Here is a 26281-nt window from a genome sequence, read left to right as displayed (position 1 = left end):
TATATCGATCGCCTTGCCCATGCACTTCCCGTTCAGGGCGCAAACTGGAACCGTTCAAACTCGTGGAGTTTTTCCTCGATCCGCTTTTTATGCCGGGATGCCTTGCCTTGGCCTACCCAGCTCCATTGCTGCAGCAGCAGCTTGCGGCGCTCGCGGTCGGCCTTCAGATCAACCACCGCAACGATTTCTCCGTCGACCAGCACAGGCAGGCCCATATACCCGTAGATGCGTTTTTCCTTGGGCACATAGGCCTCGAACACATGCTTGTAGCCGAAGAACAAATCCAGCCTCTTGCGCTGGATTACCAGCGGATCGAACGGCGAAAGCACATGTATGCCTTCGACCGCCTCTGGGATGTCGGCCAGCATTTCCGGGCAAGCCCAATGCTCCAGCCTGCCCGCGCCCTCGACGGCCACAGGAACCAGAAGCCCGCGGCGCAGGCGGGTTTCAATGGCACGTCGGACAAGAGGCTTGCGTTTCGCATTCAAGTGGCAGATTGAGTCCAGGCTTGCGATCCCTTGCGATCTAAGCGCCCTGTCGAGCAAGTATTCAATGGTTTGGCTCTCCGAAGCGCTTTTGGGCGGGCTGTCCCACTGGAAGTGCCGGTCCATGAGCTCGTACGTTTTCAACATGCCGACGCGCTCGCTGACAGCCAGCTTGCCCGCGTAGAAAGCGAACTGCAGAGCCCGCTTCGAAGGCTTGCGGCTTGCCCACGCGTGGTCTTTCTCAACCAGCGTATCGTCGCTGATATCGCGTATCGACAATGCGCCCTCACTCCGAATACGAGTAAGAACCTTGCGAAGATCACCTTGAGTCACAGAGCTGTACCAGCTTTTCGGCGACTTTTGATGGAGCTTCATATCGGCCACGAAAAACTTCAGATCGCGGGTTGGGACATAAGACAGGGCATGCGTCCAGTACTCGAAAATGGTCTTGTCGACAGTCTGCGCCTGGTGCAAGTGGCGGCGCTGATAGGACGGAATTCGCGTCCACAGAATATGGTGATGGCTGCGTTCGATCACATTGATGGTGTCGATCTGCACATAACCCAAATGCTCAATCGCCGCCAGAGTGGCTTTCGCACCGTTGCCGAACGGCGCTACAGTGTCGAGCCTTTGAGCGCGCAACCAGAGATGGCGCGCCTGCAGTTGAGTAAGAAAAGCGGGAGTGGTGGATTGCTGCGGCATACGAACCTGGCGCTACCAAATTTGTTTAGAGGAAAATTATACGGTCAAGCCGGATTTGCCTATCATTCGACCACAATGGTCTAAAATCAGGCCAGAAGTACACCGAGGTCGACATTGCTTTGGGAGAGCGAAATGCTCCTGGTCTTTCACCTTGAATTGACCGTGCCGATCCCATTCTTTCCTCCAGGAGAAGAAACTTGCCTAGCCTACTGCCCAATATCGATCCCGACGGACTTCTGGAATATTCCGTGGTCTACACCGACCGTGCAATAAATCATATGTCGCATGTTTTTCAAGACGTAATGAAAGACATCTCCAAAACATTGAAACGCGTCTACAACGCGCAGTCGGCCATTGTGGTGCCCGGCAGCGGCACCTTCGGCATGGAAGCGGTGGCGCGGCAATTTGCCACAAACAAGCGATGCCTTGTTATCCGCACCGGATGGTTCAGTTTCCGCTGGAGCCAGATTTTCGACATGGGCGGCATACCTTCGGCCACCACTGTGCTCAAAGCACGCCCGGCCGAAAACGGCAGGCAAGCGGCGTTCGCGCCCCCTCCTATCGAAGAGGTGCTCGCCGCGATCAAGGCAAACAAACCCGATGTCGTGTTCGCCCCTCATGTCGAAACCGCCTCCGGAATATTGCTGCCCGACGCCTATATGCGAAAAGTCGCCGACGCCGTGCATGCCGAAGGGGGGCTCTTTGTGCTGGACTGCATCGCGTCCGGAGCCCTCTGGGTCGACATGCAGGCGATTGGGGTGGATGTGCTGATCAGCGCGCCGCAAAAAGGCTGGAGCGCCTCGGCGTGTTGCGCGCTGGTAATGCTAAGCGCCCTGGCGCGGGAAAGAATCGACTCGACCGTCAGCACCAGCTTTGCCTGCGATTTGCGCAAATGGATGCAGATCATGGAAGCCTACGAGCAAGGCGGCTTTGCCTACCACGCCACCATGCCCACCGATGCCCTCACCGTCCTGCGCAACGTCATGGCCGAGACGCAAGCGTATGGCTTCGACAAGGTTCGCGCGGAACAGCAGCAGCTCGGCGACAAAGTACGCGCGCTGCTGGCCGGGAAAGGCTTCAAGAGCGTCGCGGCAAAGGGCTTTGAAGCGCCCGGCGTCGTCGTCAGCTATACCGACGACGAAGGCATACACTCCGCCAAAAAATTCACACAGGCGGGTTTGCAGGCCGCCGCGGGCGTACCGCTGCAATGCGACGAACCCGCCGATTTCAAGACATTTCGTATCGGGCTGTTCGGCCTGGACAAGCTGCACAACATCGAGCGCACAACGGCACGCCTGGCAAAGGCCCTGGACGAGATCGTCTAGGCGGCTATTTTTCTCTAACCAGGGTGGTCGAGAATTTATAACGTCCCGCCGGGTAGAAGGACGTAGACACCTCGAGCAGTGTGCCACCCTGGTCGCGATACTGTCGCAAAATCGACAAGCCCGGCGAACCGGTCTCCGCGCGCAGCATCCTGGCCACAGGCGAAGGCAAACGGCAGGCTGTTATGCCTTGCTCAACCGTGACTATTCGTCGCCCGTAATGAGCTTCTATCAGCTCGGAAATCAGGCGATCCGGATTTGCCTTCACAAATTTCCTGATCTCGCCATAGCGAGCATCAACATACACATCTGTCCAGACTATCGGCATATCATCGGCGCCCGCACGCACTGAGGTGAACTTGAGCCACCGCGTGCCGGGGCCGACGCCCAACTCGCTGGCCAGTTCGATATCCGCCACGATTTCCTGAACCTTCTGCAACTGGCGCGGGGTACTTGCCGCCAGTTGGATCAAATCGTCAAGAGAGGACAAGGACTGGCTAAAACCGGTACTGGGCGACATGGACTCGACAATCGTTCCACTGCCACGCCGACGAGAAATCAAACGCAAATCCTGCAGCTGGCGCAATGCCGCGCGCACTGTGTGGCGGCTTGCATCAAACTCTTCAACCAGTTCTTTTTCCGTGGGCATCACAGACCCAACGGGATACCGCTGCTCGGCGATGCGGCGCGCCAGAATTTCGGAGATTTTTGTGTAGCGGATGGCTGTCATGTCATAAGGCTGAAGGAAGTTGCGTCAATTCTAACGTCTCCGCCCGCCCAATCCAGCGGCGAACGGAAATCTCATGAAGACGGCAACGGACAATCACACCGAAATAATTGATTGACAGATTATTTCGACGGCCATAATATGTTCGTACAACTTTATTTGAGCGTACATTAATAATGCCTGTTTCCGTTCTCGACTCCGCCATTTTCAAAGATATGTTCGGCACCCCGGCCATGCGTTCCGTATTCGACGACCATGCCACCATACAACGATACATCGAGACTGAAGTCGCTCTCGCCACCGTACAAGGACGGCTGGGCGTAATACCCCAGGCCGCGGCCACGGCAATCGCATCGCGCGCCGACGCCGCGAAGATCGACATGAAATTGCTCAAGGAAGAAACCGAAATCGTCGGCTACCCCATCCTGCCGCTGGTACACCAGCTCTCGAAAATTTGCGGCTCCGAAGGCGAATATCTGCATTGGGGCGCAACAACGCAAGACATCATGGATACCGCCACCGTGCTGCAAATCCGCGACGCACTTGCCCTGATCGACGCCGATTTGGCCGAGCTCGATGACTTGCTCGACGGCTTGGCCGGGCATTACCGCGACACGCCGATGGCCGGCCGCACACATCTGCAACATGCCTTGCCCATTACTTTTGGCTACAAAGCCGCCGTGTGGCTGTTGATGATTCGCCGCCATCGCGAACGACTGGCCCAGCTCAGGCCGCGCGTACTGGTCGGCCAATTCGGCGGTGCCGCAGGCACGCTGGCCTCTTTGGGAAATCAGGGGTTAGCTGTGCACGCGGCCCTTATGGCCGAACTCAAACTGGGTGCGACCCCCGTCACCTGGCATGTCGCACGCGACGGCCTGGCCGAAGCAGTGCAATTCCTTGGCCTGATAACCGCGACACTGGGAAAAATCGCATTGGACGTGATGCTGATGATGACCAACGAGCTTGGCGAAGCATTCGAGCCGTTTGTAAAAGGCCGTGGAGCATCCAGCACCATGCCGCAGAAACGCAATCCGATTTCATGCGAACTTATGTGGAGTGCATCCAGAACCGTGCGCCAGCATGCCGGACTGGCTCTGGATGCCATGTTGCACGACTTTGAGCGTGCGACGGGGCCCTGGCACATTGAATGGTCGACGATTCCCGAAGCCTTCGTACTCACAGCCGGTTCATTGCATCAAGCGAAATTCATGCTGGGCGGCCTGGAGGTTGATGCCGCGCGCATGCGCAGCAACCTGGATCTGTCTGGCGGCCTGATTGTCGCCGAAGCGGTAATGATGGGCCTGGCACCGCACATCGGCCGCCAGACGGCGCACGATGTGGTGTACGACGCCTGCCGCAAGGCCGCCAAGACAGGCCTTCAGCTATCCGACGTCCTCTGCGACGAACCGGCCATTTCCTCGCGGATGGACAAAAAAAGTATCGAGGATTTGTGCAACCCATTGAATTACCTGGGTTGCGCACCACAAATGGTCGACAGAATGCGCAACTTCGACCGCCCCTGAGCATTGCATTCATACACCTGCCAAAAGACGAGGAAGACAACCATGAAAAAACGAATTGCGGCTGTAGCCGCCACGATATTGCTTAATCCGATTTTTGCCGTCCACGCGGCGGAAAACTATCCAAACCACGCCATTACATGGATTGTTCCATTTTCCGCTGGAGGCCCTACCGACGCCATGGCGCGTAATATCGCCAACAAGGTATCGCAGGAACTCAAGGAAACCATATTGGTGGAGAATGTGCCTGGCGCCGGAGGCACCATAGGCGCCGCCAAAGCATCGCGGGCGGAGCCCGACGGCTATACCTTTCTGGTGGGCCACATCGGTTACATGGCTGCCGCACCGTCCCTGTACCCCAAACTGCCCTACAGCCCCACCAAAGACTTCGAAGCAGTCTTTCGCTTTCCGGATACGCCTTTAGTCTTGCTCGTCGGCGAAAAATCGCCCTATAAAACCGTCGACGGGCTGATTGCCTTCGGCAAGAAAAACCCTGAGCGGCTCAATTTCGGCAACGCCGGTGTGGGCTCCACCTCGCATCTGGTAGCCGCCATGTTCGCCAGCAAAGCCGGGATACAGATTCAACCCATTGCGTATAAGGGAGCGGGGCCGGCGCTCAATGACCTTATCGGCGGCCAGGTGGATGCCATGTTCGACCAGACAAACACGGCACTGCCCCAGACCCAAGGGAAGAAGGTACGCGCTCTGGCCTTGACGGCTGCCAATCGCATGGAGCAGTTCCCCAACGTCCCCACACTAAAGGAAAGTGCCATCCCTGGCTTCCAGGTATCCACATGGTATGGCTTGTATGCACCCAAAGGCACTCCCGACAAGGTAATACAAACGCTATACCAAGCCTATGGACGTGCGATGCAAGACAAGAGCTTTACTCAGAAGATGGCCGACCAGGGCATACTCCTGCTCCCGGACGCCGACTATGCACCCAAGGCTTTCCAGCAATTCACTATTGACGAAGGCGCGCGCTGGGCGGAAGTCATCAAGAAAGCCGGCATCAGCCTTAAATAGAAATGCCTCACCCTGACGGCCTCATATAACATGGCTACACAAAGCATAAAAGCCGACGATGTGATCAAAAGCATTGCTGACGCACTGCAGTACGTCAGCTACTATCACCCCACCGATTTCCTCCTTGCCATTAAACAGGCATATAAATCGGAAACGCACGCGCCGGCCCGAAACGCTCTGCTCCAATTGCTCATCAACAGCAAACTCTGCGCCCACGCCCATCGTCCGATCTGCCAAGATACAGGCGTGACTCATGTATTCTTCCGGATGGGCATGGACGCGCGCATTCAAGACACCGGCCACACCGGCGGCACACGCAGCCTGCAGGCACTGGCCAATCAGGCGGTGGCCGAAGCCTATACCTGCGCGGCCAATCCCTTGCGGGCGTCCATGATCCATGGGCCATTGGGTAGCCGGATCAACACCGGCAACAATACACCGGCCATCGTTCACACAGAGCTGGTGGAAGGCAATACGCTGGAAGTGCTTGTAGCCGCCAAAGGCGGCGGCGGCGATGTCAAGGCGCGTTACGCCATGCTCAATCCCAGCGATTCGATTTCCGACTGGATAGTCAATCAATTGCCTGGAATGGGAGCCGGGTGGTGCCCGCCGGGAGTTCTTGGCGTTGGCATAGGCGGCAGTCCGGAACAGGCCATGTTCATGGCCAAACGGTCTTTATTCGCCCCGATAAATATGCACGAACTGCGGCAACACGAACCTAAAAACAATGTGGATTCGCTGCGGCTCGAACTCTTCGAACGCATCAATGCCCTGGGTATTGGAGCCCAGGGACTGGGGGGGCTGACAACGGTACTTGATATAAAAATAGAGCAAGCGCCCTCTCATGCGGCGCTGCTTCCGGTGGCGATTGTGCCCAACTGCGCAGCCACCCGCTTCACCTCCTTTTTATTGACCGGATCGGGGCCCGCCACCTTCACTCCCCCCGACCCGGCGCTCTGGGATGACGTGCCCGATGCGCTGCCAATGCAGAACGGCAAGTCTGTGAACCTGAATACATTGACTCAGGCACAAGTAGCAAGCTGGCGCGCCGGTGATGCGCTGATGCTTTCAGGTACATTGCTGACCGCGCGCGATGCCGCGCACAAACGTCTTGCCGATCTGCTTGAGAAAAACCTTCCTCTGCCTGTCGATCTGCGCAATCGGGCCATCTACTACACAGGCCCTGTCGATCCGGTTGGCAACGAAGCGGTTGGCCCGGCCGGCCCCACCACCGCCACCCGCATGGATAAATTCATGCCCGCGCTGCTCGAGAAAACCGGGCTGCTGGCGACCATAGGAAAAGCCGAGCGCGGCGCAACAGCTATTGCGGCCATAAAGCACGCCAAATCAGCCTACTTAACGGCGGTGGGTGGTGCCGCGTATCTAATTTCAAAGGCTGTGCGTTCCGCCCGCGTCGTTGCATTCGATGACCTGGGCATGGAAGCCATCTACGAATTCGAAGTTCACAACATGCCCGTGATCGTGGCGGTCGACGCACTAGGCGGCACCGTGCATCGTACCTTGCCCATAATTCCAGAAAACTAGTCTGGAGCAACGGGCAAGCCTTGTCTCGCGCAGCTATTGCGCATATCGCCCGCGTATCTGCCGCGTGTTATTGACGCCATTGCCTTGGCCATTCTGTTCAAGTCAAACCTAATTGGCAATCGCCGCTTGGCCTTTCGATTTGCTCAACATTGTCCAGATTCGGTCCATGGCTTCGGGATAGCTGGAATGGGGGCCGCGATACAGGCCCAACTGCAATGTGACGGGTTTGAATACACCGCCCAAGGCGGTCAAGGTGACCAGAGCCCCGGATTTCAGCTCGCGTTCGACAAGGCTTTCGGGCAGCCAGGCCATGCCCAGGCCGGCCAGCAACATTTCCTTTACCCCGGCCAGAAAAACCGATTCGTGGACGATTTCAACATTGTGGTGATGCAATAATGTGTTGAAAATCCGCTCATGCATAACTCGGCCCAGGAAACTGTCCGGAGGGAACGCCAATAGATTAAGCGGCTTTCCGGCTCGCGGCGCATGTAATGCCCTTCCCTTCTTTCCGGGCACGCTCAGCGGCACCAATTTTTCTTGCCCGAATGGCAAGCGCAAAGACTCGGGTACCAGCTTGTACAGGGAATCGTCTTTTTCTTCCATGCACAACAACAGGTCGGCTTCGCCACGCATGAAAAGCGCCACGCATTCGTCGCGGTTTTCCGAACGCACATTGAAATCGATCCTTGGGCCGTGGTTCTGGATCAGCAATTCCAGCAAAGCGGGCAGCCGCGTCATGGTCAGGGAGTGCTGCGTGGCAAGTACGATCCGTGCCGAACCGTTATGCTCGGATTGCATGCGGCTGCGCAACTGGCCGAGGTCGCGCAATAGTGCGCGAAATGCCGGAACATGCCGTTCGGCTACAGCGGTCAGGCGCATGGGTTGAATGCTGCGATCGACCAGTTCCACACCCAGCCATGCTTCAAGCAGCTGTATACGACGGGAAAATGCCGGCTGGGTCACATGGCGCAGCTTCGCGGCACGGGAAAAAGTGCCTGCCTCGACCAGTGTCAGGAAATCTTCGATCCAGAGTTGTTTCATCGGCCTGCCCTGCCTATGCAAAAAAGACATAATGCTCTAAAAACATAGCATTGGGCAACGTCATTATCTCCATATATGATAAGGGCCACTTTCTATCCAGGAGTTCACAATGTTGCAGCTTGCCGCCTATCCCCGCGTACGTTTGGGACACTTCCCCACACCGCTTGAATTCATGCCGAACCTGACCCGGCATCTCGATGGGCCGAATATATATATCAAGCGCGATGATTGCACGGGTCTAGCGACGGGTGGGAACAAGACGCGCAAACTCGAATTTCTGGTGGCGCAGGCGATTGCAGAGGGTGCGGACACCCTGATTACGCAAGGCGCGGTGCAGTCCAACCATGCACGTCAAACCATTGCTGCCGCGGCCCGCGTGGGCATGAAGTGCAAGATTCTGCTCGAACAGCGAGTAAGCGACGCCACCGACGATTACGAGCATTCGGGCAATGTCATGCTCGATGGCTTGATGGGCGGTGAGATCGTCGCGCGCCTGCCCTCGGGCACCGACATGCAACAGGCCATGGAGTCGCTGGCCACGGAATTGCGCAGCGCCGGCGGCAAGCCCTACGTCATTCCCGGCGGCGGATCCACGCCTGTTGGCGCACTCGGTTACGTGGCTTGCGCCCAAGAACTGCTGAATCAGTCTTTTGAAACCGGTATGCGTATTGATCATGTGGTTCACGCAACCGGAAGCACCGGCACTCAGGCCGGCCTGGTCGTTGGCCTGCGCGCAAGCAATAGCGGGATTCCCGTCTATGGCGTCAGCGTACGCGCACCCAAGCAGAAGCAGGAAGAAAACGTATGGAAACTGGTGCAGTCCACCCTCGATTACATGAGGCTGCCCGCATCGTCGGTGGAGCGCGCCGACATCGTCGCCAATTCGGACTTCGTAGGCGAGGGTTACGGCATTCCAACCGACTCGATGATCGAGGCAGTGCGCCTGACCGCTGAACTCGAAGCCATATTGCTCGACCCGGTTTATTCGGGCAAAGGCATGGCTGGACTGATCGGCCTGATCCGTTCCGGCCATTTCAAGAAGGGCGAAAACGTGGTGTTCATCCACACCGGAGGTTCCGCAGGCCTGTTCGGCTATCGGGCCGTTTTTGACAAAACACCCAGGGCTTGACCGGCCGGGCCGCCAAATAATAAGGCCGGACTTCAAGCACCTGATATAGCTGATGCCGATGTGAAAACCACGGCTTTCCCTTTCAAGTCGTCCGAGCCACCGGCATGCGACAATTTCTTGTCCGCGAAGCGGGTCGCCCTGACGATGGTGATCGGGGCGCTACTGAAGCTATACCATGACCAATAATCAATTCGAAGGCCATTTCCTGGGCGTGCTGGGCGGTATGGGGCCTCTGGCAGGGGCCACGTTCATGGAGCGTCTGATTGCCCTGACCGAAAGCCAATGCGACCAGCAGCATATTCCCGCGATCTTATGGAATGATCCCCGCGTGCCGGATCGCCCCGCCGGGCACGCGGGACATGGCGAGGACCCGCTGCCATGGATGGAAAATGGCGTAAAACGGTTGGTGGAAGCGGGTGCCCGCGCGCTGGTGATTCCCTGCAACACAGCGCATCTATGGTACGAACAGCTTGCCGCATCGACCCATGTGCCGGTACTGCACATTGTGCAGGCGGTGATCGACGATTTGCGCCGCCAGGGTATCGCCAAAGGCCGCATCGGGGTATTGGGCACCGCCACTACGTTAAGGCTGGGGCTGTATCAACACGAACTGCGGGCACAAGGCTATGAGCCGGTAATACCCCCTGCCGCGCTGATAGAGGGTGGCTGCGCCGATTCGATACGCCTGGTCAAAAACAATCGTTTGGCCGAAGCGCTCCACCCCGCCCTTGCGTGCGTCGCGTATTTGCGCGAGCAGGGCGTGGACGCGGTCGTGCTGGGCTGCACGGAACTGCCTCTGGCGCTGCCGCATCCGTTGCGCGTCGGGCTGGGCGTGGCAATTACCGACTCCATCGATGCGCTGGCCCTGGCCGGCCTGGCTTGGTACCGTTCGCAGCCTTAGTGTTGTCGATGGGCCACGAAATGAGGTTCAATAGCGTCTAACAAGCGTTGGCTGGATCACCTCATTATAATTTCCCCATGGAAACGAACATCTACACGCCGCTGGCCAGCTTCATCGACCTCCTGATGGATGCCGTCTTTGGGGTCGATGTCGATGCCCGTGTCGTTTTCGCCAGCGCCGCGTGCGAGCGTATTTTTGGGTATACGCCGCAAGAAATGATCGGCAAAAACATGTTCGACATGATGCTGCCGGAAGATCGCGAGATGACCAGGAACTCGGTGAACGACGTCATGTCGGGCCGCCCTCAACTGCATTTTGAGAACCGTTACATTCGCAAAGATGGGCAAGTCGTCCACATCATGTGGTCGGCGCGCTGGTCGGCGGCCGACCAATTGCGGATCGGGGTTGCGCGTGACATCACCGAACGCAAACGAGCCGAGTCCATGCAGGCGGCGCTCTATTCCATTTCCGAAGCCGCGTACGCCGCCGAGGATCTGCCCACACTGTTTAAACGCATTCACCAGATCGTCGGCGCGCTGCTGCATGCGGATAATTTTTCCGTTACGCTGTACGACAAAGAAACAGGCCAACTGAGTTTTCCATATTACGTGGATGAGCGCGAGCAAACACCCAAGCCGTCCGAACCCGCCGCGGGAACGCTCTGCGCAGAGATTATCCGTACCGGACAACCGCTTCTGCTGACTCCAGAGACAATGACCACTCGCCTGGAGGAGCTGCAAGTCTCCGTCGGCACGAACCCGCTCTGCTGGCTGGGTGTCCCGCTCAAATCGCACAAGGGCACAATCGGAGTGCTGGTGGTCAAAAGCTATCCAGGCGGCGTATGCTACAGCGAAAAAGATCAGGAGCTGCTGCAGTTCGTCTCGACTCAGATTGCCACCGTCATCGAGCGTCAACAAATGCAGGTTCGACTGCGGCACATGGCGCAGTACGATCAACTGACCGTTCTCCCCAACCGCGGGCTTCTGTACGATCGTCTGAAAGTCGCGCTGGCAACGGCGCGACGCGAGCAAGGGCGATTTTCCCTGCTTTACATTGATCTGGACAAATTCAAGCAAGTCAACGATACCCTGGGCCATGCCGTCGGAGACTTATTGCTGCAAAAGGTTGCCGAGCGCCTGAAGCACTGCGTGCGCGAATCGGATACAGTCGCCCGTGTCGGCGGCGACGAGTTTGTGGTGCTGCTCCAACATACCTCATTACCTGAGCAGGCGGCGCTGGTGGCGGAAAAAATCCGCAGCGAGCTAAGCCACCCCATCAGCATAGATGGCCACGACCTGAACATCGTGCCGAGCATCGGGATCGCGCTCTATCCAGATCATGGGGACGGCGAGCAACAACTCCTCAAACACGCCGACAAGGCCATGTATTCCGCAAAAAATGGCACCTACCACGACGGATTTCAGAGTTATCACAACAGATAATCCTGGATGGCGGTGCGCAAGGCATTGATCAGGAACGCCACGGCAGCCTCGTGATCAGGGCGGGCGGCGATCATGGTCAGTTCGACTTTGGGTAGACGCGGCAGGCGACTCATTGACGGACTAAGGCCCCTAACCTGCGGCGGCAGCCCAATGGAAGTGCGGATGGTAATACCCAGTCCAGCGGCGACTGCGGCCAGCAGGCCATTCAGGCTGGAGCTTGTAAACGACACACCCCAGTCTATTCCGGTCTTGCTCAGTGCTTCCATCGCGGCCGTCTTGAACAGGCATTGGTTTTCGAACGCGACTAGTTGCAAGGGCTCGGCCGCGCTGCCCGGATCGGGCGCCGGACTATTGACGCCGCCTATCCAGATCATAGGCAATTCGGCCAGCTTTTCGCGATAGGGCGCGGCCCCGCCATCGCCCCACACAACGGCCAAATCCAGTTCGCCGCGATTTACACGCTCCATCAGTTCGGCGTTGCGGCATACGCGGGTTTCGATACGCATGCCGCGGTGGGCTCGGGCGAACCGCCCCAGCACATCGGTCAATACTCGTTCCCCCAGGTCTTCCTGCAGCCCCAGGCGGACTTTGCCTCGAGCTTGCGTGCTGTGTATGGCGGTTAGCGCCGCATCGTTGGCCGCCAAAATTTGGCGTGCGTAGCTAAGCAGGGTTTCGCCTGCTTCGGTCAGTGCCAGTCTGCGGCCGACTTTCTGGAAAAGTGCGACGCCGGTCTGCTGCTCGAGCTTTTTCAACTGGGCACTGACGGCGGCCGGCGAACGCCCGATGCGATCGGATGCTTTGGCGAAGGTGCCCAGCGCCATGCCGGTTTCGAACGTGCGCAGCGCGTTGATATCCAGGTTATGTAAGGCCATATCAATTCCAAAATACTGAACTATCAATGAATAATAATTTGATTTATTAAAACAATATAGCGCTATAAGATTCCTGCATCAACACTTTTCACGGAGAAATTATCATGCCTTTTGCACGAATTTCACTGGCGCGGGGCAAATCGCGCGATTACCTGCGGGCCCTAAGCGATCAGTTGCATGCCGCGCTGGTCGAGTCGTTCGACGTGCCGCCCAACGACAGATTCCAGGTGATCCACCAGCACGACCAGGACGACATTATTTTCGATCCGCACTACATGGATATGGATCGGAGTGCGGATCTTGTCTATATCGCCCTGACAACCGGCAAGCCGCGTTCCACGGAAACGAAAAAACGCTTTTTCCAAACGCTGGCCCGCCGCCTGGAGGCAAATCCTGGCATCCGTCCCGACGACATCATGGTCATTATTTCGACCTCGCGGCGCGATGAGTGGTCATTTGGAAAAGGCCTGGCGCAAATGCTCGAAGGTGCGACAGAGGAGGACATATCATGACTGGCCTGAAATTGCCTGCATTGCTGACAGTCGTATACGATTGGGACGTACGCGCCATACCGGCCGACGCGGGTATCGCCACCGGTAAGCTTGCTACGCAAATGTTTTTGTCATCGCAGGCCGATCACGAAAATACCGTGATGAAAGCCCATTACGCAGCCGGGACGTGGACCCACTGGCATAGCCATCCCCTGGGGCAGACCTTGTATATTCTTTCGGGGGTTTGCCTGGTTCAGCGCGAAGGCGGAGGCATCTTCCGCGCCAATGCCGGCGACGTGGTATGGCTGGCGCCGGACGAGGCGCATCGCCATGGCGCGACGGACGAAGAACCCATGTCGTATCTGAGCATTCAGGGCGTAAAACATGGCACATATTCCCAGTGGCATGAACCTTCCCAGGCGCTCGGAAACGAGGCTGGCTCAGCTTGATATCACGGCTCTTCCACAGTGGCGAGGATTGCGCGCGCCCGATCTATGATCGGCCGATCGATAAGCTTGCCATCGAGACGAACCGCGCTATTGGCAGCGGCGTCTGCCACTTCGAGAACGCGACGGGCCCATGCAAGGTCCGCATCGGAGGCCCGAAAGCCCTCGTTCACGCCTGCCACCTGCTTCGGGTGAATGCAGAGCTTGCCCCCAAAACCGAGGGACCGCGCGCGCTTCACGTCTTCGCGCAGCACGGCATCGTCGTCCAGGGCGACCGTCACGCCATCCACCGGCGCAAGGCGGCCCGCCACCCGCGAGACAAGCACGAGTTGCGAACGCGCGAAGAGAAGCTCCTCGCCCTCGCCGGTAATTCCGGTGTCCAGCTGGAAATCGACGGACCCGAAAGCGAGGCGCTCGACGCCTTCCGCGCAAGCGATAGCCTCGGCTCGCCACAGGCCCAAAGCCGACTCGATGAGCGGGATGATGCGCGCGCCCGCACGCATCCGGCCACGGATTTCGGCGATGGCTGCGGCGTCCTCGGCCTTTGGAAGCATCACGCCCTTCACTCCGACAAGCGCCACCATGTCGAGATCGCTGGCAAACCACTCGCTTTCAGGGCCGTTGATGCGCAGCCATACGGGTTTCTCTGCTGTGAGCCAGGCACGCGCCGCCGCTCTTGCGGCCGCCTTGTCGGCCGGACCCACCGCGTCTTCCAGGTCCACGACCACCGCGTGCGCTCCCGCGCCATATGCCTTGTCGAATCGCTCCGGCCGATTGCCCGGCACAAACAAGTAAGACCGATCCATCATCCGTTCTCCGGTTTGCCGGGCGCGCCGCGCCCGGACTCCTTTCGATGCCCATCCCGCCAAAACAGCCATAACCCGCAGGCAACCGCCGGCATGGCGAGCACCACGAACGCCGACGCATAGCTCACGCCTCCTTCAATGAGAAACGTGAACGCCGGCGGACCAAAGAGAACGCCGGCGTAGGTGAATACCAGGGCTCCGCCCGTAGCGTCGCCGGCCTTGCCGGGGGGAGCGAAGCGTGCCACCTCCGCAAGGTAGACGCCGTTCCAGCCGATCGCAGTAGCACCGAAGGCCACGCACACCAGGGCAACCGACACGGCCGGCCACTGCGGCGTGAAACGCCCCGTCGCAACCGCAGCCGCCCCCATGCCCACGGCCATCAGGCCAAGCAGACACATGGGCCGGCCCCAGCGGTCGGCAAACACACCCCACGCAATGCGCCCGACCACGCCGCCGGCTTGCGCGGCAGCGAGCATGAGCCCCGCCGCAACCAATGAAATACCGACGTTCAGCGTGAGGTGCGTAACGAGGAAGGTGATGAGGCACAGCTGCAGCGCCGCGAAGAAAAACGAGCAGATGGCCAGGCAACGCAGCATCGGGTCACCCAGAGTGAAGCGCAGGGGCCCCGCGAGGCTGGAGATCGCCAGCGGCCGAGCCGGGTCGCGGTCGGCGTCGAGCACCTCGCGCATGGGCTGGGCGGAGATGAGGGTGGCCAGGCAAGCCCCGGCCACCGCCAGCGCGGCCACGCGCCAGCCGCCCCACAGCACCAGCGCCGGCACCAGCGCGCCGGCCAGCGCGCCACCGATCGGCACACCGGTCTGTTTCAGCGAAAAAATAAACGACATCCTCTCCGGAGGCGTACTCTTGGCGAGAATATGCGAGCTGGCCGGCGTAACCGGGCCATAACCCATGCCCAGGAACATGGCGCCCACGACGAACAGGATGGGCACCCCCGTAGCCACGCAGGCCAGCCCGACCATGCAGGCCACCAGGCAGGCCTGGCTCAGGCGTATGGCTCCAAAACGCTGTACCAGCGGGCCTGACGCGAGGCTTGCAGCCATGCTGGCGCCATACACCATGGCAATGAAGAGGCCCACATGGCTGGCCGAAACACCGGTCTCGGCCGCCACGGCCGGTGCCAGCACAGGCACCGTCACCACCGACATCGCCACGAGGACCTGCACCGCGAGCGTCACGGCCAGCGGAAACCAGGAGCTACGCATCCGCATCGGCCGGCATATGGAGGCGCATCGACATCGAATAGGAGAAACGGTCGGCCGGATGCAGGTTCACGGCCACCTCGATAATGCGGTCATTGTCATTCAAATAGCGGCGCGTTACGACAAGGCCCGCCGAGCCCGGCTTAACGCTCAGGCGCTTGGCGTCGACCGAGTTGATGATAGTGGCGCTGATCTCCTGCTGCACCTCAACGATGGTCAGACTGTACTGCCTCTCGATCATAGTGTAGACAGGCACTTTCATCGTGCCGATGAGTTTACGAATGCCCCCGTAGGCCGCGTTGATGTAGATATCGGTGAGCGCCATCGGGAGTTTCCCCTTGTTGACATGGCGAAAGCCTGTCACCTTCACCCAGCGCTGCCCGGGCGGGCACTTCAGGAGCTCGGCAAGAGCCTCATCCGCGATCATCTCCTCGGCCTGCGTGGTGACGAGCAGCGTGTCTTCGACGTAACGCGGCAGGTCCGCGATCGTTGCGGTGGTCTGGACATAGCGGCCCTCTACCCGGCTTGCTTTCACTGTAGTGCCTATCCCCCGCTGGCGAGTGACCAACCCGCGTTCCTGCAATCGCCGGATAGCCTCACGCGCCGTATGACGGCTCACCCCGAACTGCGTGCACAGCTCGAGTTCGGGGGGCAGGAGGCTCCCCACAGGGTAGCGGCCGCTGGTGATGTCCTCAATGAGGCGTTGCGCGACCAGTGCATACTGGGGTTGATGCGCGAGCGGGGGGGAGGAAGGTTGCACGTTCAGAGGGCTCCGGATCGGGACAGGTGGTCGATACGATCTTCATCGTAACCGATCCCGCGCAGAAGCTCCCTTGTGTGCTCTCCGAGCGTCGGCGCGATGCCGATCTTCTCCGCGCCACCGGAACAACGGACCGGCGAGGCGAGCGTGCGGATGGTCCCGCGTGCGGGATGGGGGGCTTCCATGATGCAACCCTGCTCGTGCACGAACGGGTTGTCCAGAGCCTCGGCCACATCGTACACAGGGGCCACCGGCACGATGCCGGACAGCCGTTCCAGCCATTGGGCAGTGCTTGCCGTGCCCAGAACCGCGTCGAGGTCGTGCGTGAGTTGTTCGCGATTGGCCAGGCGAGCCTTGTAGTTCGCATAGTCGGGATGTGTCGCCCACTCTGGTTTGCCGATCGCCTGCGCGAGCAGGGGCCAGAACTTCTCTTTGTTGCACATCACAAAAAGCCAGCCGTCCTGCGTGCGGTAAAGCTGGCTGGGAGTGAGCGAAGGGTGCGCCGAGCGCGGTTCGCGCTTGACCCGCACACCGTCGTTGAGATACCAGGCGGCCACATAGTTCAGGTTGGTGAGCGCAACGTCGAACAGGCTCACGTCGATGTCGCGCCCTTTGCCATTGGCGCGCGCGTCGATGATGCCCGCCAGCAGCCCCATCACCGCAGTGACGCCGGTCATCAAGTCGACGATGGACAGGCCGAAACGTGCGGGCGGGCCTTCGGGCTCGCCTGTGACGGAAAGGTAGCCGGCCTCGGCCTGCATGAGGTAGTCGTATCCCGGCCATGCGGCGCGCGGGCCGGTTCGCCCATAGGCCGACAGGTGCCCGCAGACGATGCCTGGATTGTGCACGCCAAGATCTGCGTAGGTAAGGCCCAGTTTGCCCGCGAGGTCGCCGCGCAGGTTGTCGAAGGTGGCGTCGGCGCTTTTCACCAGATCGATGAACACGGCACGGCTTTCGGGGTGCTTGAGATTGAGCGTCAGGCTCTTCTTGTTGCGATTGAAGGCCTCGAAGAAGTGACTGTCGCCCGGCCCGAAATAGTGCGGACCGACCAGCCGGCCTACGTCTCCACCCTCGGCCGGATTCTCGATCTTGATGATTTCCGCGCCCATGTCGGCCAGGTGCTGCGTGCCGAAGGGGCCCGCGCCGTACTGCTCGACGGCAATGATTCGAACACCGGTAAGTGGCAGGCTCATGATGGGTTCCGTTCTATCAGTTGCTTGGCGATGATGATCCGCTGCATCTCGTTGGTACCCTCGCCGATGAGCAGCAATGGCGCATCCCGGAAATAACGCTCGACGTTGTATTCTTTCGAATAGCCATAGCCGCCGTGGATGCGCATGCACTCAAGCGCGTTTTCCATCGCCGCTTCGGTGGCGAAATACTTGGCCATTCCGGCCTCCATGTCGCAACGATCGCCACGGTCGTAGGCGCTGGCCGCTGATTCCACCAGCAATCGCGAGGCTTCCACCCGGGTAGCCATTTCGCCGAGCTTGAGCTGGATGGCCTGATGCTCGCAGATGGGCTTTCCGAAGGTCTTTCTCGTCTGTGAGTAAGCGACCGCATCCTGCAGCGCCGCACGCGCCACGCCCACCCCACGAGCCGCTACGTTGATGCGTCCGAGCTCCAGGCCGCTGAGCACCTGCTGCAAGCCCTTGCCCTCGATGCCGCCGATCAGCCGGTCGGCCGGGACACGGTAGTCCTCGAACACGAGCTCGCAGGTGTCTATGCCTCGGTAGCCCATCTTCTCTAGTTTCCTCGCAACCTTGAAACCCGGCCCCTTCTCGGCAATGAGCAGGCTCATGCCCTTGTGGCGCGGCTGCGCCTGCGGGTCGGTCTTCACCAGCAGCGCAATGGTATTGCCATACATGCTGTTGGTGATCCAGGTCTTGGCGCCGTTCACAACATAGTGATCGCCGTCGCGCACGGCGACGGTGCGGATGGCCTGAAGGTCGGTCCCGGCGTCGGGTTCGGTCAGTCCCACACCGCCGCGCAGCTCGCCGGTGGCGAACTTGGGCAGGTAGTAGCGCTTTTGCTCTTCCGTCCCGCTACGCTGCACGGCCGCTGCCATGATGAGGTGCGAGTTGAGTATGCCGGAAACGCTCATCCACACCGCTGCCATGCGCTCGATAATTTTCGCGTAGGTCGAAGTGGACAGACCGAAGCCGCCGTACTCGGGGTCGATGATGCAGCCGAACAGACCCAGCTCCTTCATCCTGTCCACGATCTCCTGAGGATACTCGTCCGCCGCCTCGAGCCGGTGGGCATGCGGGCGCACCTCAGCCTCGAGGAATCTGTCGACCGAGTCGAGGATCATCTGTTCGTTTTCTTGCTGTTCCGGTGTCATGGGCGTTTTCTCTTTTGCATAATGTAGGGGATACTCAACCGCGGGCAGCGAGGCCTTCGGCGAGGTCGCGGGCATGCATGCCCCGGTCCATGCCGAGCACAAGATCGCGCACCTGCTCGGCGCGGCTTCTGGACACGGCAAGCGCCATGTTGTCCATGAATTTCTTCTCGATATCGGGGCCGGAGATCGGGCGGTCGACGGCACCGCGGTTTATCTCCTCGCGATGGCGCAGCTCGCGCCCGTCGTGGGTCATTACGATAACCTCGCCCGAGTAGTACTTCGGAAACGGAGAGTCGGGATCGACTTCGTACTCGACCCGCTGCGCGAGAGCCAGCACTTCCGGATCGGCGAGCGCCTCGCCGTCCAGGTGCGCCAGGCCGAAACTGCCGCGGGCAAGCGCCGTGGCGACGATGTAGGGAATGCTGAACTGCGCGTCATAGCTGTTCTGCGGCCGCTTCTTGGTGGCCACCGGCTCGCAAACTGTCTTCACGACTTCCCCCGGCACGAGCGCGCGCACCGAACGAATGTCGGCGACCTTAAGGCCATGCTTGTCGCGCAGGATGGCGGCCGCGTCGGCGCAGGCATGCGTGAAATGGCAGGCGGGGATAGGCTTGACCGCGACCTTGGCGGTTTCCCAGACTTCGCCCAGCCCGGCCGTGGCGAGCGAAAGGTCGATGTCCTTGGCGTACTGGCCGAGGTGGCTCGCAAAAAGACCGAAGCGGCCCTCATAGACCTGCTTGGGGCCTACAAAACCGTGGCGCGCCAGTGAGGCCGCGGTGAAGCCGGCGCCCGCGGCCCATCCGGGATGCATGCGCTTGGTCCATGCGCCATCGTTAAGGAACTCGAGGCTGCCCGAGCCCGTGCTCAGTGCGATGCCTTGCGCCATGGAGAGCTGCTGGACGTTAAGACCGAACAGACGGCCGGCGACGAGCGCGGCGGAGAACGCGCCCACCAGCCCCGTTGGATGAAAACCTATCTGGTGGAAGCCGCCCTTGGCGACCGAGCCCAGGCGCGTGCCCGCCTCCATGCCCACCACATAGGCGGCAAGAAGGTCCAGGCCGCCCAGCCCGGCATGGGCCGCCACGCCAAGCGCGGTGGGAAAACAGGCGGCGGTCGAGTGGATGACGCCTTGCGAATGCGTATCGTCGAAGTCGAGGCCATGCACGAGGATACCGTTCATGAGCATCGCGTCGCGCAACTGCAGCCGCGCTGACAGGCCAATTACCGGTGTGTCGCCCATTCCCGCGGATAGCTCGGTGGCCGCCGAAAGCGAACGGTGTGCGAACTCGTAGCGGGTGGAGGCATGCGCTATGCCCACCGCATCGAGAATAAGGTATTTGGCCCGTTCGATGACGGCGGCGGGAATCGCCTCGGGGCGCAGGCTTTCAGCGAAAGCCGCCAGTGTGGCGGCGATGGTCGCATCTTGCGCGACGGCTTCCGATACGGTATCGGCGTGGATTGACATGTCATTCATGGCGGGTCCTTTCCGGTTGCTACACAAGCACGAGTGAGATGGCGGGGATGTAGGTGATGAGCATGAGCGCCACGGGATATACGGTTAATTGTTCAGGCTGATACTGCGTGGCCTCGCTTGGGAATGAGGACAGAGCGCACGAAGGACATGAACACGACGCCATCGGCCTTCTTGCCGATGGTGCGAACGGTAACAATGCCCTGCGTCGGGCGCGACTTCGATTCGCGTTTCTCGAGCACCTCGGATTCCGCGTACACAGTGTCGCCTGGATGTACGGGAGCGGTGAGCTTGATGTCGGTCCAGCCCAGGTTCGCGATGGCCTTGCCGCTTACGTCCGCAACAGTCATGCCGAGAACGATTGCGAGCGTGAGGCCGCTGTTCACCAGCGGCTTGCCGAACTCGCTCTTGGCGGCGAAGGCGTGGTCGCAGTGCATAGGGTGGTTGTTCATGGTGAGGAGGGAAAACTGGATGTTATCCGTGTCGGTAATCGTTCTGCCGGGAAAGTGTTCGTAGACATCGCCGACGACGAAGTCTTCAAGATAGCGCCCAAGGCTGGAGCGGTGGCGGGTGGGAGCGGTCGTTTCGGCCATATCGTTCTCGTGGGGTTAATGTTATTACATCCGAATGTCCGGACATTATGTGATTCTCAAAATATCTTGTCAATACTTATATCGTTTTTTCGACGAGTTTAGGGTTTCAAATTCTGCGCCCATTCCACGCACTACGAGCACCCACATCAGGCTGGAAAGGCTCCACACCATCACTTGACAGATTGATCGAAAAGCCAACAATGACGCCAGTTTCGGCCATGATCCGCTATTACGGTACTGACTATAAAACTACGGGAATCACGGTAAAACGCAAGTTCCGGAAAACCCTCCGAAGCAAGCTCAGACATGATCAGTCCAGCACATCGAAAGGCAAGCGCGAATAAGTATTGACAAGACATTTTGTGAAACCCATAATGTCCGGACATTCGGATGTAATAAATATCAATTCCAAGAGAACAGCATGACCGAAACCACCAAACCGCCGCGATTTGCATCCCCTGGATTACTTACCCAGATCTCCACCGATCCAGGTGCTCCTGCCACAGACCGCCCGCAATCCGCTCTCGTCTTCGACAAACCTGTTGGGCCGCACTATCCTCTGTGCATTTCCCCCAGCCTCCCTCAGTAAGGCCACATCATGATTCGACTTTTAAGCATTGCTACCACAGCCGTCCTTGCCAGTTCCCTTTTCGTGGCCGGCTACGGAAAAACCGCGAACGCCGCCGAAAGCAGCCCCATCAAAATCGGGGCCGCGGTATCGGACACCGGCAAGTTCGCCATCGAGGGCCATTCGACCAAACACGGTTATGAAATGTGGGCCGACGAGGTCAATGCGCGGGGCGGCATCGACGTAGCCGGCACCAAGCGCAAGGTTCAGATCATCTATTATGACGATCAGTCGGAACCCGAGACCGCCATCAAACTCATTCAACGCCTGATCAGCGAGGACAAGGTCGATTTCCTCTTTGGCCCGTACTCGTCCGGCCTGACTATCGCAACGTCGGCCATCGCGGCAAAGTACAAGAAGATCATGTTCGCGGGTGCGGCGGCGGCCAACAGCGTGTTCGATCACAAGAACAAGTATGTCTTCAGTCCCCTGAGCCTGACGAGCAGCTACACCACCAGCGGCCTCGACGCACTCAAGGCGAAAGGTGTGAAAACCATAGCCGTGATGCATTCGGATGACGCGCCCATGACCGACATCAAGAATGCCACGGTCAAGCAGGCCGAGGCCATGGGAATAAAGGTCGTGTCCGTCCAGACCGTGCCTGCCGATGCAACGGATATCACAGGCGCCATGCGCCAGATGCAGGCGAAGCATCCAGACGCATTCGTCGAAGCGGGGACGACCCTGATGGGCCTGCTCGCCACGCGGACCATGCGCGACATCGGCTGGGCGCCGACGTACGTTCTTATGATCCAGGCTCCCACAGAGGCCACCTTCGTCAAGCAGCTTGGCGCGGCCACCGCACAGGGCATAATGGCCCCGACTCAGTGGGTCCCAACCGAGAACCTCAAGGACAAGTACTTTGGAACAGCCAAAGACTACTTCAATGCCTACGTCAAGAAGTACGGTTCAAACCCCTCCTACCTGCCGGCCGGCGCTTCAGCGGCGGGGCTATCGCTTCAATTGGCGATTGAAAAGGCTGGCAGCATCGATACAGAAAAAGTGCGCCAGGCACTCATAGGTTTGAAGGCGAACACGTTCTACGGACCGATCTCCTACACGGCCCCGGGCGATCCAAGCGGCCTTACCGGCGCAAACATCCACCGCAAGATGCTGACAATTCAACTTGATGAAAAAGGCAACCAGATCGTCGTCGCTCCTTTGGACATCGCAGAGGCCCCCATCCAGCCGCTAAAACCGTGGAATGCCCGCTGAGGGAAATCTGGAACTATAGTTCGGCAGACCGCAGTGCGAATGGAGACAAGCTTTGCACACACTCATTCAAGTCGTTATTGACGGCATCATCCTCGGGGGCTTCTACGCCTTGATGGCCCAGGGACTGTCCATGATCTTCGGCATCATGCGCGTGATCAACCTTGCGCATGGTGAATTCCTGGTCATCGGCGCCTATCTCGCATGGATGGCTCATGAATATCTCGGCCTTGATGTGCTCGCGGTTTTGCCGATCCTGATCATCCTGGGATTCGTCATCGGCTGGGCTGTCTCACGTTTGCTCGTCATTCCTGTGCTCGAAAGGCCTGAATTGATGCCCCTGCTGATCACATTTGGACTGGCCGCCGTAATCCAGGGCGTGCTGACACTGGTGTTCACGACTACCCCCAGGATGACCACCGCCTTCTATTCGAACTCGATACTTGAGTTTTTGGGATATCGAATCTCGGTAGCCAGGCTGGTCATGCTCGTCGCCGCCATTGTCCTGCTCGGCCTGCTGTCGCTATTTCTTAATCGCACCAAGGCGGGCAAGGCGATGCGGGCGACTGCGGAAAACCGCGAGGCCGCGCGTATTGTCGGAATCGACGTCACACGCATCTATTGCGCCGCGTTTGGTGTGGGTACCGCTGCCGCCGTTGCCGCCGGAGCCCTTTTCAGTGTTACCCAGGGCTTTTATCCCTTCTCGGGACCCCTGTTCACCCTGAAGGCCTTTGTCATCGTGATTCTCGGTGGCCGCGGCCGTATCTCGGGAACCCTGGCAGCCGCCATGTTTGTCGGTCTCATCGAGTCAGCGCTGAGCGGCTATGTGCCCAATGTCGGGACTGGCCTCGGGACAGCGGCTGCCTTCATTCTTGTTGTCATCGTCCTGGCTACTCGTCCGAAAGGAATCTTCCAGTTGCGCGGGGTGAACGCATGAGCAATCCAGCCGCCAAGGCGAGATCGATTGATCTCCACGATGCCGGACCCAGTGCCAGAGGCATCGGCCGCTATCGATTGCTGGCTCTGGTGCTTGCCGGGGTGGTGGGCCTGAGCGTGGTGCCGTTCTTCGGAGTCAATGACAGTGTGCTGCTGACAATGAGCACGATCTTCATGTGGATCATCCTGTCGTCCAGCTGGAACTTCATTTCAGGTTTCACGGGCTATGTGGACTTCGGACACGGTGTTTTCTTCGGAGTCGGCGGCTACGTCACTGGAATTCTGGTGGCAAAGGCCGGGCTGCCATTTGCGCCGACCGTACCGCTGGCGGCCCTCTTCTCCGCAGTCCTGGCCTTGATCATCGGCTACCCCTTGTTGCGATTACGCGGCGTGTATTTTTCAATCGCCATGCTGGGCCTGTTCCTGGCCATTCGGGAACTGACCCTGATTGCCAAGCCCCTGACCGCAGGAGCACAGGGGCTTATCCTGCCCTCTGAAGTAGATCGAACGTTCTTCTATTACCTGTTCTTTATCGGCGCAGTCTTGGTCGTGTCGCTGGCATGGTGGCTTCGGCGCTCGCAATTCGGCCTCTCTCTATTGGCGATCAAAGATGACGAATACGGTGCGGAAGCCAGAGGTGTCAACACCACAGTACTCAAACTGACCGTCTTTTGCCTCTCGGCCGCCATTACAGGATCGGTCGGCGCATGCTGGGCCTACGAGGTGACATTCATCGATCCCGGAATCATGTTTCGCGATAGCTTCCTCATCAATGTGGCGATCATGGCTACGCTTGGCGGCTTGGGCACGGTCTGGGGCCCGGTCATAGGTTCCGTTGTATTCCTCCTTGTGCGAGACACGCTTTGGGCCAACCAGGGCAACTCATTTCTGGTGGTGTTCGGCGTCTTCCTGATCGTCCTTGTTTTGTTCATGCCCGAAGGCATTGTCGGCACCATCCAGCGAGGTGAGAGAACCGTACTGGGGCGGTTGATCAGGCGTCTACGCCACAGGGGTTCCTCGCACGTCGATCTATCTCATCCCACAGTCTCCCCTGCTCCGACCAGGATCGTCACCAATGACTAATCGAAACTTATCCGGCGAGGCGGGAGCGAAAAACAACAACGCGTCCTTGCTCTCGGCACAAGGCATCACAAAGAGTTTCGGCGGGATCCGCGCTGTGCACGGAGTGGACTTTGACGTTGCCGTCGGCGAGATCGTTGGCCTGGTCGGTCCCAATGGCTCGGGCAAGTCGACCCTTCTGGGCTGCCTTTCGCGCGACATTCCGATGGACGCGGGGAGGATCATCTTCAATGGCGCCGACGTCACAAAGCTGCGAGCCATGCAAGTCGCCCGAAACGGCATAGGCCGGACCTTTCAGAACGTCAGGATCTTTCCCGAACTCTCCGTTTGGGAAAACGCCCTGATGGGCCGGCAATGGAAAGGGGTCGGTTTGCGCGGCATGCTGTGCCCCGCCGATACCGCTACCCGCCAGCGCGCGGCCGACCTCATCGAACTCATGGGTTTTCCCCAGTTGATTCACGAGTACGCCGGCAATCTTTCAGGGGGCCAGATGCGGCTTCTGGAACTCGTGATGGCCATGATGTCCAGGCCGCGCCTGGTCATGCTGGACGAGGCCACATCGGGGGTAAATCCCACGCTGATCGAGTCCCTGAAACATTACGTCAAGGTCCTGAACCAGGAAGAGAGCGTTGCCTTCATCGTGGTCGAACACAATATCGGGTTCATCTTCTCGATCGCGGATCGAATCGTGGTGCTCAACGAGGGGCAACTCCTGGCCGACGGGTCACCGGAAGAGATTCAACATAATCAGGAGGTCATCGTTGCTTACCTCGGCGCTTGAAGCGAACCCTTCCAACAGTTCCGCAGTGCTTCCGGGCGAAGTCATGCTCGCCCTCAAGGGTGTCGTCGCCGGCTATGGAGGCTTCGACATTCTGCATGGAGTCGACCTCGAGGTCCGCCGCGGCGAAATTGTCGCCATCGTGGGGCCAAACGGCTCCGGCAAGTCGACGGTATTCAAGGCGATTTACGGCCTGATCAATGTACGCCTCGGCGAAGTATTGTTTGAACACCAGAACGTCACATCGATGGCGCCGCAGGATTTGCTGCGAGCCGGAATAGCTATGGTCCCCCAGCTTTCGACGATTTTCCCATCGATGAGCGTCTACGAGAACCTCGAACTCGGCATGTATCTCGTCCGGGATAAAGCGCTGGTGAAAAAACGGATCAACGAAATACTGGACTTGTTCCCTCGATTGGCGGAGCGGCGGACTCAATACGCAGGGACGCTTTCCGGCGGCGAGCGGCGAGCGCTGGAAATCGGCCGCTCGCTCATGCTCAACCCACGCATGATTCTCATGGACGAGCCGTCCGTCGGCTTGTCCCCGATTCTGACCAGGAATATGTTCGAACAGTTGCGCGAGCTCAGGGCGGCAGCCGGCATCACCTTCCTGCTGATCGAGCAGAATGCCCGTTCGGCACTGGAACTGGCAGACAGAGGCTACGTAATCCAGCGGGGGCTGGTCAGCCATACCGGTACTGGGCCGGCGCTTCTGGGCGATGATGAGGTGCGCCGTTCTTTCCTGGGTGGGTAATCTCCAGGGTAAACGGCCAGGCAAGCGTGGATACGGCATGGACGATCCGC

Annotated in this window: 25 protein-coding genes; 14 read left to right on the top strand and 11 right to left on the bottom strand. The window is 59.2% G+C overall.

The window, feature by feature from the left end; translation table 11 throughout:
* Nucleotides 1-32: 32 nt before the first annotated feature.
* Nucleotides 33-1187, bottom strand: a complete 1155-nt coding sequence (locus LSG25_RS20110) for a winged helix-turn-helix domain-containing protein (protein WP_232742638.1) — start codon at nucleotides 1185-1187, stop codon at nucleotides 33-35.
* Nucleotides 1188-1384: 197 nt separating this feature from the next.
* Here LSG25_RS20110 and LSG25_RS20105 point away from each other — a divergent pair, with 197 nt between their 5' ends.
* Complete coding sequence (locus LSG25_RS20105) at nucleotides 1385-2512, top strand: aminotransferase class V-fold PLP-dependent enzyme (protein ID WP_232742637.1); 1128 nt, start codon at nucleotides 1385-1387, stop codon at nucleotides 2510-2512.
* Nucleotides 2513-2516: 4 nt separating this feature from the next.
* On the opposite strand, the gene LSG25_RS20100 is transcribed toward LSG25_RS20105, so the two are convergent.
* Nucleotides 2517-3239, bottom strand: coding sequence for a GntR family transcriptional regulator (locus tag LSG25_RS20100; RefSeq protein WP_232742636.1), 723 nt, complete (start codon nucleotides 3237-3239; stop codon nucleotides 2517-2519).
* A gap of 173 nt (nucleotides 3240-3412) precedes the next feature.
* Here LSG25_RS20100 and LSG25_RS20095 point away from each other — a divergent pair, with 173 nt between their 5' ends.
* From LSG25_RS20095 to LSG25_RS20085, 3 genes are read left to right on the top strand one after another with little or no spacing between them, the layout of a single operon-like run.
* A complete protein-coding gene (locus LSG25_RS20095; RefSeq protein ID WP_232742635.1) occupies nucleotides 3413-4759 on the top strand; it encodes an adenylosuccinate lyase family protein in 1347 nt (448 codons plus the stop codon).
* A gap of 42 nt (nucleotides 4760-4801) precedes the next feature.
* Nucleotides 4802-5782 (top strand): tripartite tricarboxylate transporter substrate binding protein, encoded by a 981-nt coding sequence (locus LSG25_RS20090; protein WP_232742634.1) that lies wholly within the window; start codon nucleotides 4802-4804, stop codon nucleotides 5780-5782.
* A gap of 30 nt (nucleotides 5783-5812) precedes the next feature.
* Entirely contained in the window at nucleotides 5813-7327 is a 1515-nt protein-coding gene (locus LSG25_RS20085) for a fumarate hydratase (RefSeq protein ID WP_232742633.1), read from the top strand.
* A 108-nt stretch (nucleotides 7328-7435) separates the two neighbouring features.
* Here LSG25_RS20085 and LSG25_RS20080 read toward each other — a convergent pair whose 3' ends face one another.
* The gene (locus LSG25_RS20080) at nucleotides 7436-8368 is read right to left on the bottom strand and encodes a LysR family transcriptional regulator (protein ID WP_232742632.1); all 933 of its coding nucleotides are present in this window, start codon (nucleotides 8366-8368) and stop codon (nucleotides 7436-7438) included.
* A gap of 109 nt (nucleotides 8369-8477) precedes the next feature.
* Between LSG25_RS20080 and LSG25_RS20075 the strand changes: the two genes are divergently transcribed.
* The 3 genes from LSG25_RS20075 (at nucleotide 8478) to LSG25_RS20065 (ending at nucleotide 11840) form a co-directional block, all read left to right on the top strand.
* Nucleotides 8478-9497, top strand: a complete 1020-nt coding sequence (locus tag LSG25_RS20075) for a D-cysteine desulfhydrase (protein WP_232742631.1) — start codon at nucleotides 8478-8480, stop codon at nucleotides 9495-9497.
* A gap of 175 nt (nucleotides 9498-9672) precedes the next feature.
* Nucleotides 9673-10398, top strand: coding sequence for an aspartate/glutamate racemase family protein (locus LSG25_RS20070; RefSeq protein WP_232742630.1), 726 nt, complete (start codon nucleotides 9673-9675; stop codon nucleotides 10396-10398).
* A gap of 77 nt (nucleotides 10399-10475) precedes the next feature.
* On the top strand, nucleotides 10476-11840 hold the full coding sequence (locus LSG25_RS20065) for a bifunctional diguanylate cyclase/phosphodiesterase (RefSeq protein ID WP_232742629.1): 1365 nt from the start codon (nucleotides 10476-10478) through the stop codon (nucleotides 11838-11840).
* On the opposite strand, the gene LSG25_RS20060 is transcribed toward LSG25_RS20065, so the two are convergent.
* Nucleotides 11828-12712 (bottom strand): LysR substrate-binding domain-containing protein, encoded by an 885-nt coding sequence (locus tag LSG25_RS20060; protein ID WP_232742628.1) that lies wholly within the window; start codon nucleotides 12710-12712, stop codon nucleotides 11828-11830. The two genes, LSG25_RS20065 and LSG25_RS20060, sit on opposite strands and share 13 nt — an antisense overlap.
* 104 nt (nucleotides 12713-12816) lie before the next feature.
* On the opposite strand from LSG25_RS20060, the gene LSG25_RS20055 reads away from it, so the two are divergent.
* Together LSG25_RS20055 and LSG25_RS20050 are read left to right on the top strand one after the other, a co-directional pair.
* Nucleotides 12817-13224, top strand: a complete 408-nt coding sequence (locus LSG25_RS20055; RefSeq protein ID WP_232742627.1) for a tautomerase family protein — start codon at nucleotides 12817-12819, stop codon at nucleotides 13222-13224.
* Nucleotides 13221-13652: a cupin domain-containing protein gene (locus LSG25_RS20050; RefSeq protein ID WP_232742626.1), complete on the top strand. Its 432-nt coding sequence runs from the start codon at nucleotides 13221-13223 to the stop codon at nucleotides 13650-13652. Before LSG25_RS20055 ends, LSG25_RS20050 begins: the two co-directional genes overlap by 4 nt.
* A gap of 2 nt (nucleotides 13653-13654) precedes the next feature.
* On the opposite strand, the gene LSG25_RS20045 is transcribed toward LSG25_RS20050, so the two are convergent.
* The 7 genes from LSG25_RS20045 to LSG25_RS20015 form a co-directional block, all read right to left on the bottom strand.
* A complete protein-coding gene (locus LSG25_RS20045) occupies nucleotides 13655-14458 on the bottom strand; it encodes a CoA ester lyase (RefSeq protein ID WP_232742625.1) in 804 nt (267 codons plus the stop codon).
* Entirely contained in the window at nucleotides 14455-15678 is a 1224-nt protein-coding gene (locus LSG25_RS20040) for an MFS transporter (protein ID WP_255696611.1), read from the bottom strand. Before LSG25_RS20040 ends, LSG25_RS20045 begins: the two co-directional genes overlap by 4 nt.
* The gene (locus LSG25_RS20035) at nucleotides 15671-16435 is read right to left on the bottom strand and encodes a GntR family transcriptional regulator (RefSeq protein ID WP_232742624.1); all 765 of its coding nucleotides are present in this window, start codon (nucleotides 16433-16435) and stop codon (nucleotides 15671-15673) included. The genes LSG25_RS20040 and LSG25_RS20035 overlap by 8 nt, the downstream gene beginning before the upstream one ends.
* Nucleotides 16436-16437: 2 nt before the next feature.
* Complete coding sequence (locus LSG25_RS20030) at nucleotides 16438-17628, bottom strand: CaiB/BaiF CoA-transferase family protein (RefSeq protein ID WP_232742623.1); 1191 nt, start codon at nucleotides 17626-17628, stop codon at nucleotides 16438-16440.
* On the bottom strand, nucleotides 17625-18779 hold the full coding sequence (locus LSG25_RS20025; protein ID WP_232742622.1) for an acyl-CoA dehydrogenase family protein: 1155 nt from the start codon (nucleotides 18777-18779) through the stop codon (nucleotides 17625-17627). The genes LSG25_RS20030 and LSG25_RS20025 overlap by 4 nt, the downstream gene beginning before the upstream one ends.
* Nucleotides 18780-18813: 34 nt before the next feature.
* Nucleotides 18814-20253, bottom strand: a complete 1440-nt coding sequence (locus LSG25_RS20020) for an MmgE/PrpD family protein (RefSeq protein ID WP_232742621.1) — start codon at nucleotides 20251-20253, stop codon at nucleotides 18814-18816.
* Between the two features lie 92 nt (nucleotides 20254-20345).
* Nucleotides 20346-20843 (bottom strand): MaoC family dehydratase, encoded by a 498-nt coding sequence (locus LSG25_RS20015; RefSeq protein WP_232742620.1) that lies wholly within the window; start codon nucleotides 20841-20843, stop codon nucleotides 20346-20348.
* Nucleotides 20844-21495: 652 nt separating this feature from the next.
* Between LSG25_RS20015 and LSG25_RS20010 the strand changes: the two genes are divergently transcribed.
* Genes LSG25_RS20010 through LSG25_RS19990 form a run of 5 tightly spaced genes read left to right on the top strand, consistent with a single transcriptional unit; the run spans nucleotide 21496 to nucleotide 26231 of the window.
* Nucleotides 21496-22686 (top strand): amino acid ABC transporter substrate-binding protein, encoded by a 1191-nt coding sequence (locus LSG25_RS20010; RefSeq protein ID WP_232742619.1) that lies wholly within the window; start codon nucleotides 21496-21498, stop codon nucleotides 22684-22686.
* Between the two features lie 52 nt (nucleotides 22687-22738).
* Nucleotides 22739-23620: a branched-chain amino acid ABC transporter permease gene (locus LSG25_RS20005; protein WP_232742618.1), complete on the top strand. Its 882-nt coding sequence runs from the start codon at nucleotides 22739-22741 to the stop codon at nucleotides 23618-23620.
* Nucleotides 23617-24702 (top strand): branched-chain amino acid ABC transporter permease, encoded by a 1086-nt coding sequence (locus LSG25_RS20000; protein WP_232742617.1) that lies wholly within the window; start codon nucleotides 23617-23619, stop codon nucleotides 24700-24702. The genes LSG25_RS20005 and LSG25_RS20000 overlap by 4 nt, the downstream gene beginning before the upstream one ends.
* The gene (locus LSG25_RS19995) at nucleotides 24695-25480 is read left to right on the top strand and encodes an ABC transporter ATP-binding protein (protein ID WP_232742616.1); all 786 of its coding nucleotides are present in this window, start codon (nucleotides 24695-24697) and stop codon (nucleotides 25478-25480) included. The genes LSG25_RS20000 and LSG25_RS19995 overlap by 8 nt, the downstream gene beginning before the upstream one ends.
* Entirely contained in the window at nucleotides 25461-26231 is a 771-nt protein-coding gene (locus tag LSG25_RS19990; RefSeq protein WP_232742615.1) for an ABC transporter ATP-binding protein, read from the top strand. The genes LSG25_RS19995 and LSG25_RS19990 overlap by 20 nt, the downstream gene beginning before the upstream one ends.
* Nucleotides 26232-26281 lie beyond the last annotated feature (50 nt).

The sequence above is a fragment of the Paralcaligenes sp. KSB-10 genome (assembly GCF_021266465.1).
In the GTDB taxonomy this organism is placed as follows: Bacteria; Pseudomonadota; Gammaproteobacteria; order Burkholderiales; family Burkholderiaceae_B.
This window is presented reverse-complemented; position numbering and strand designations above follow the sequence as displayed.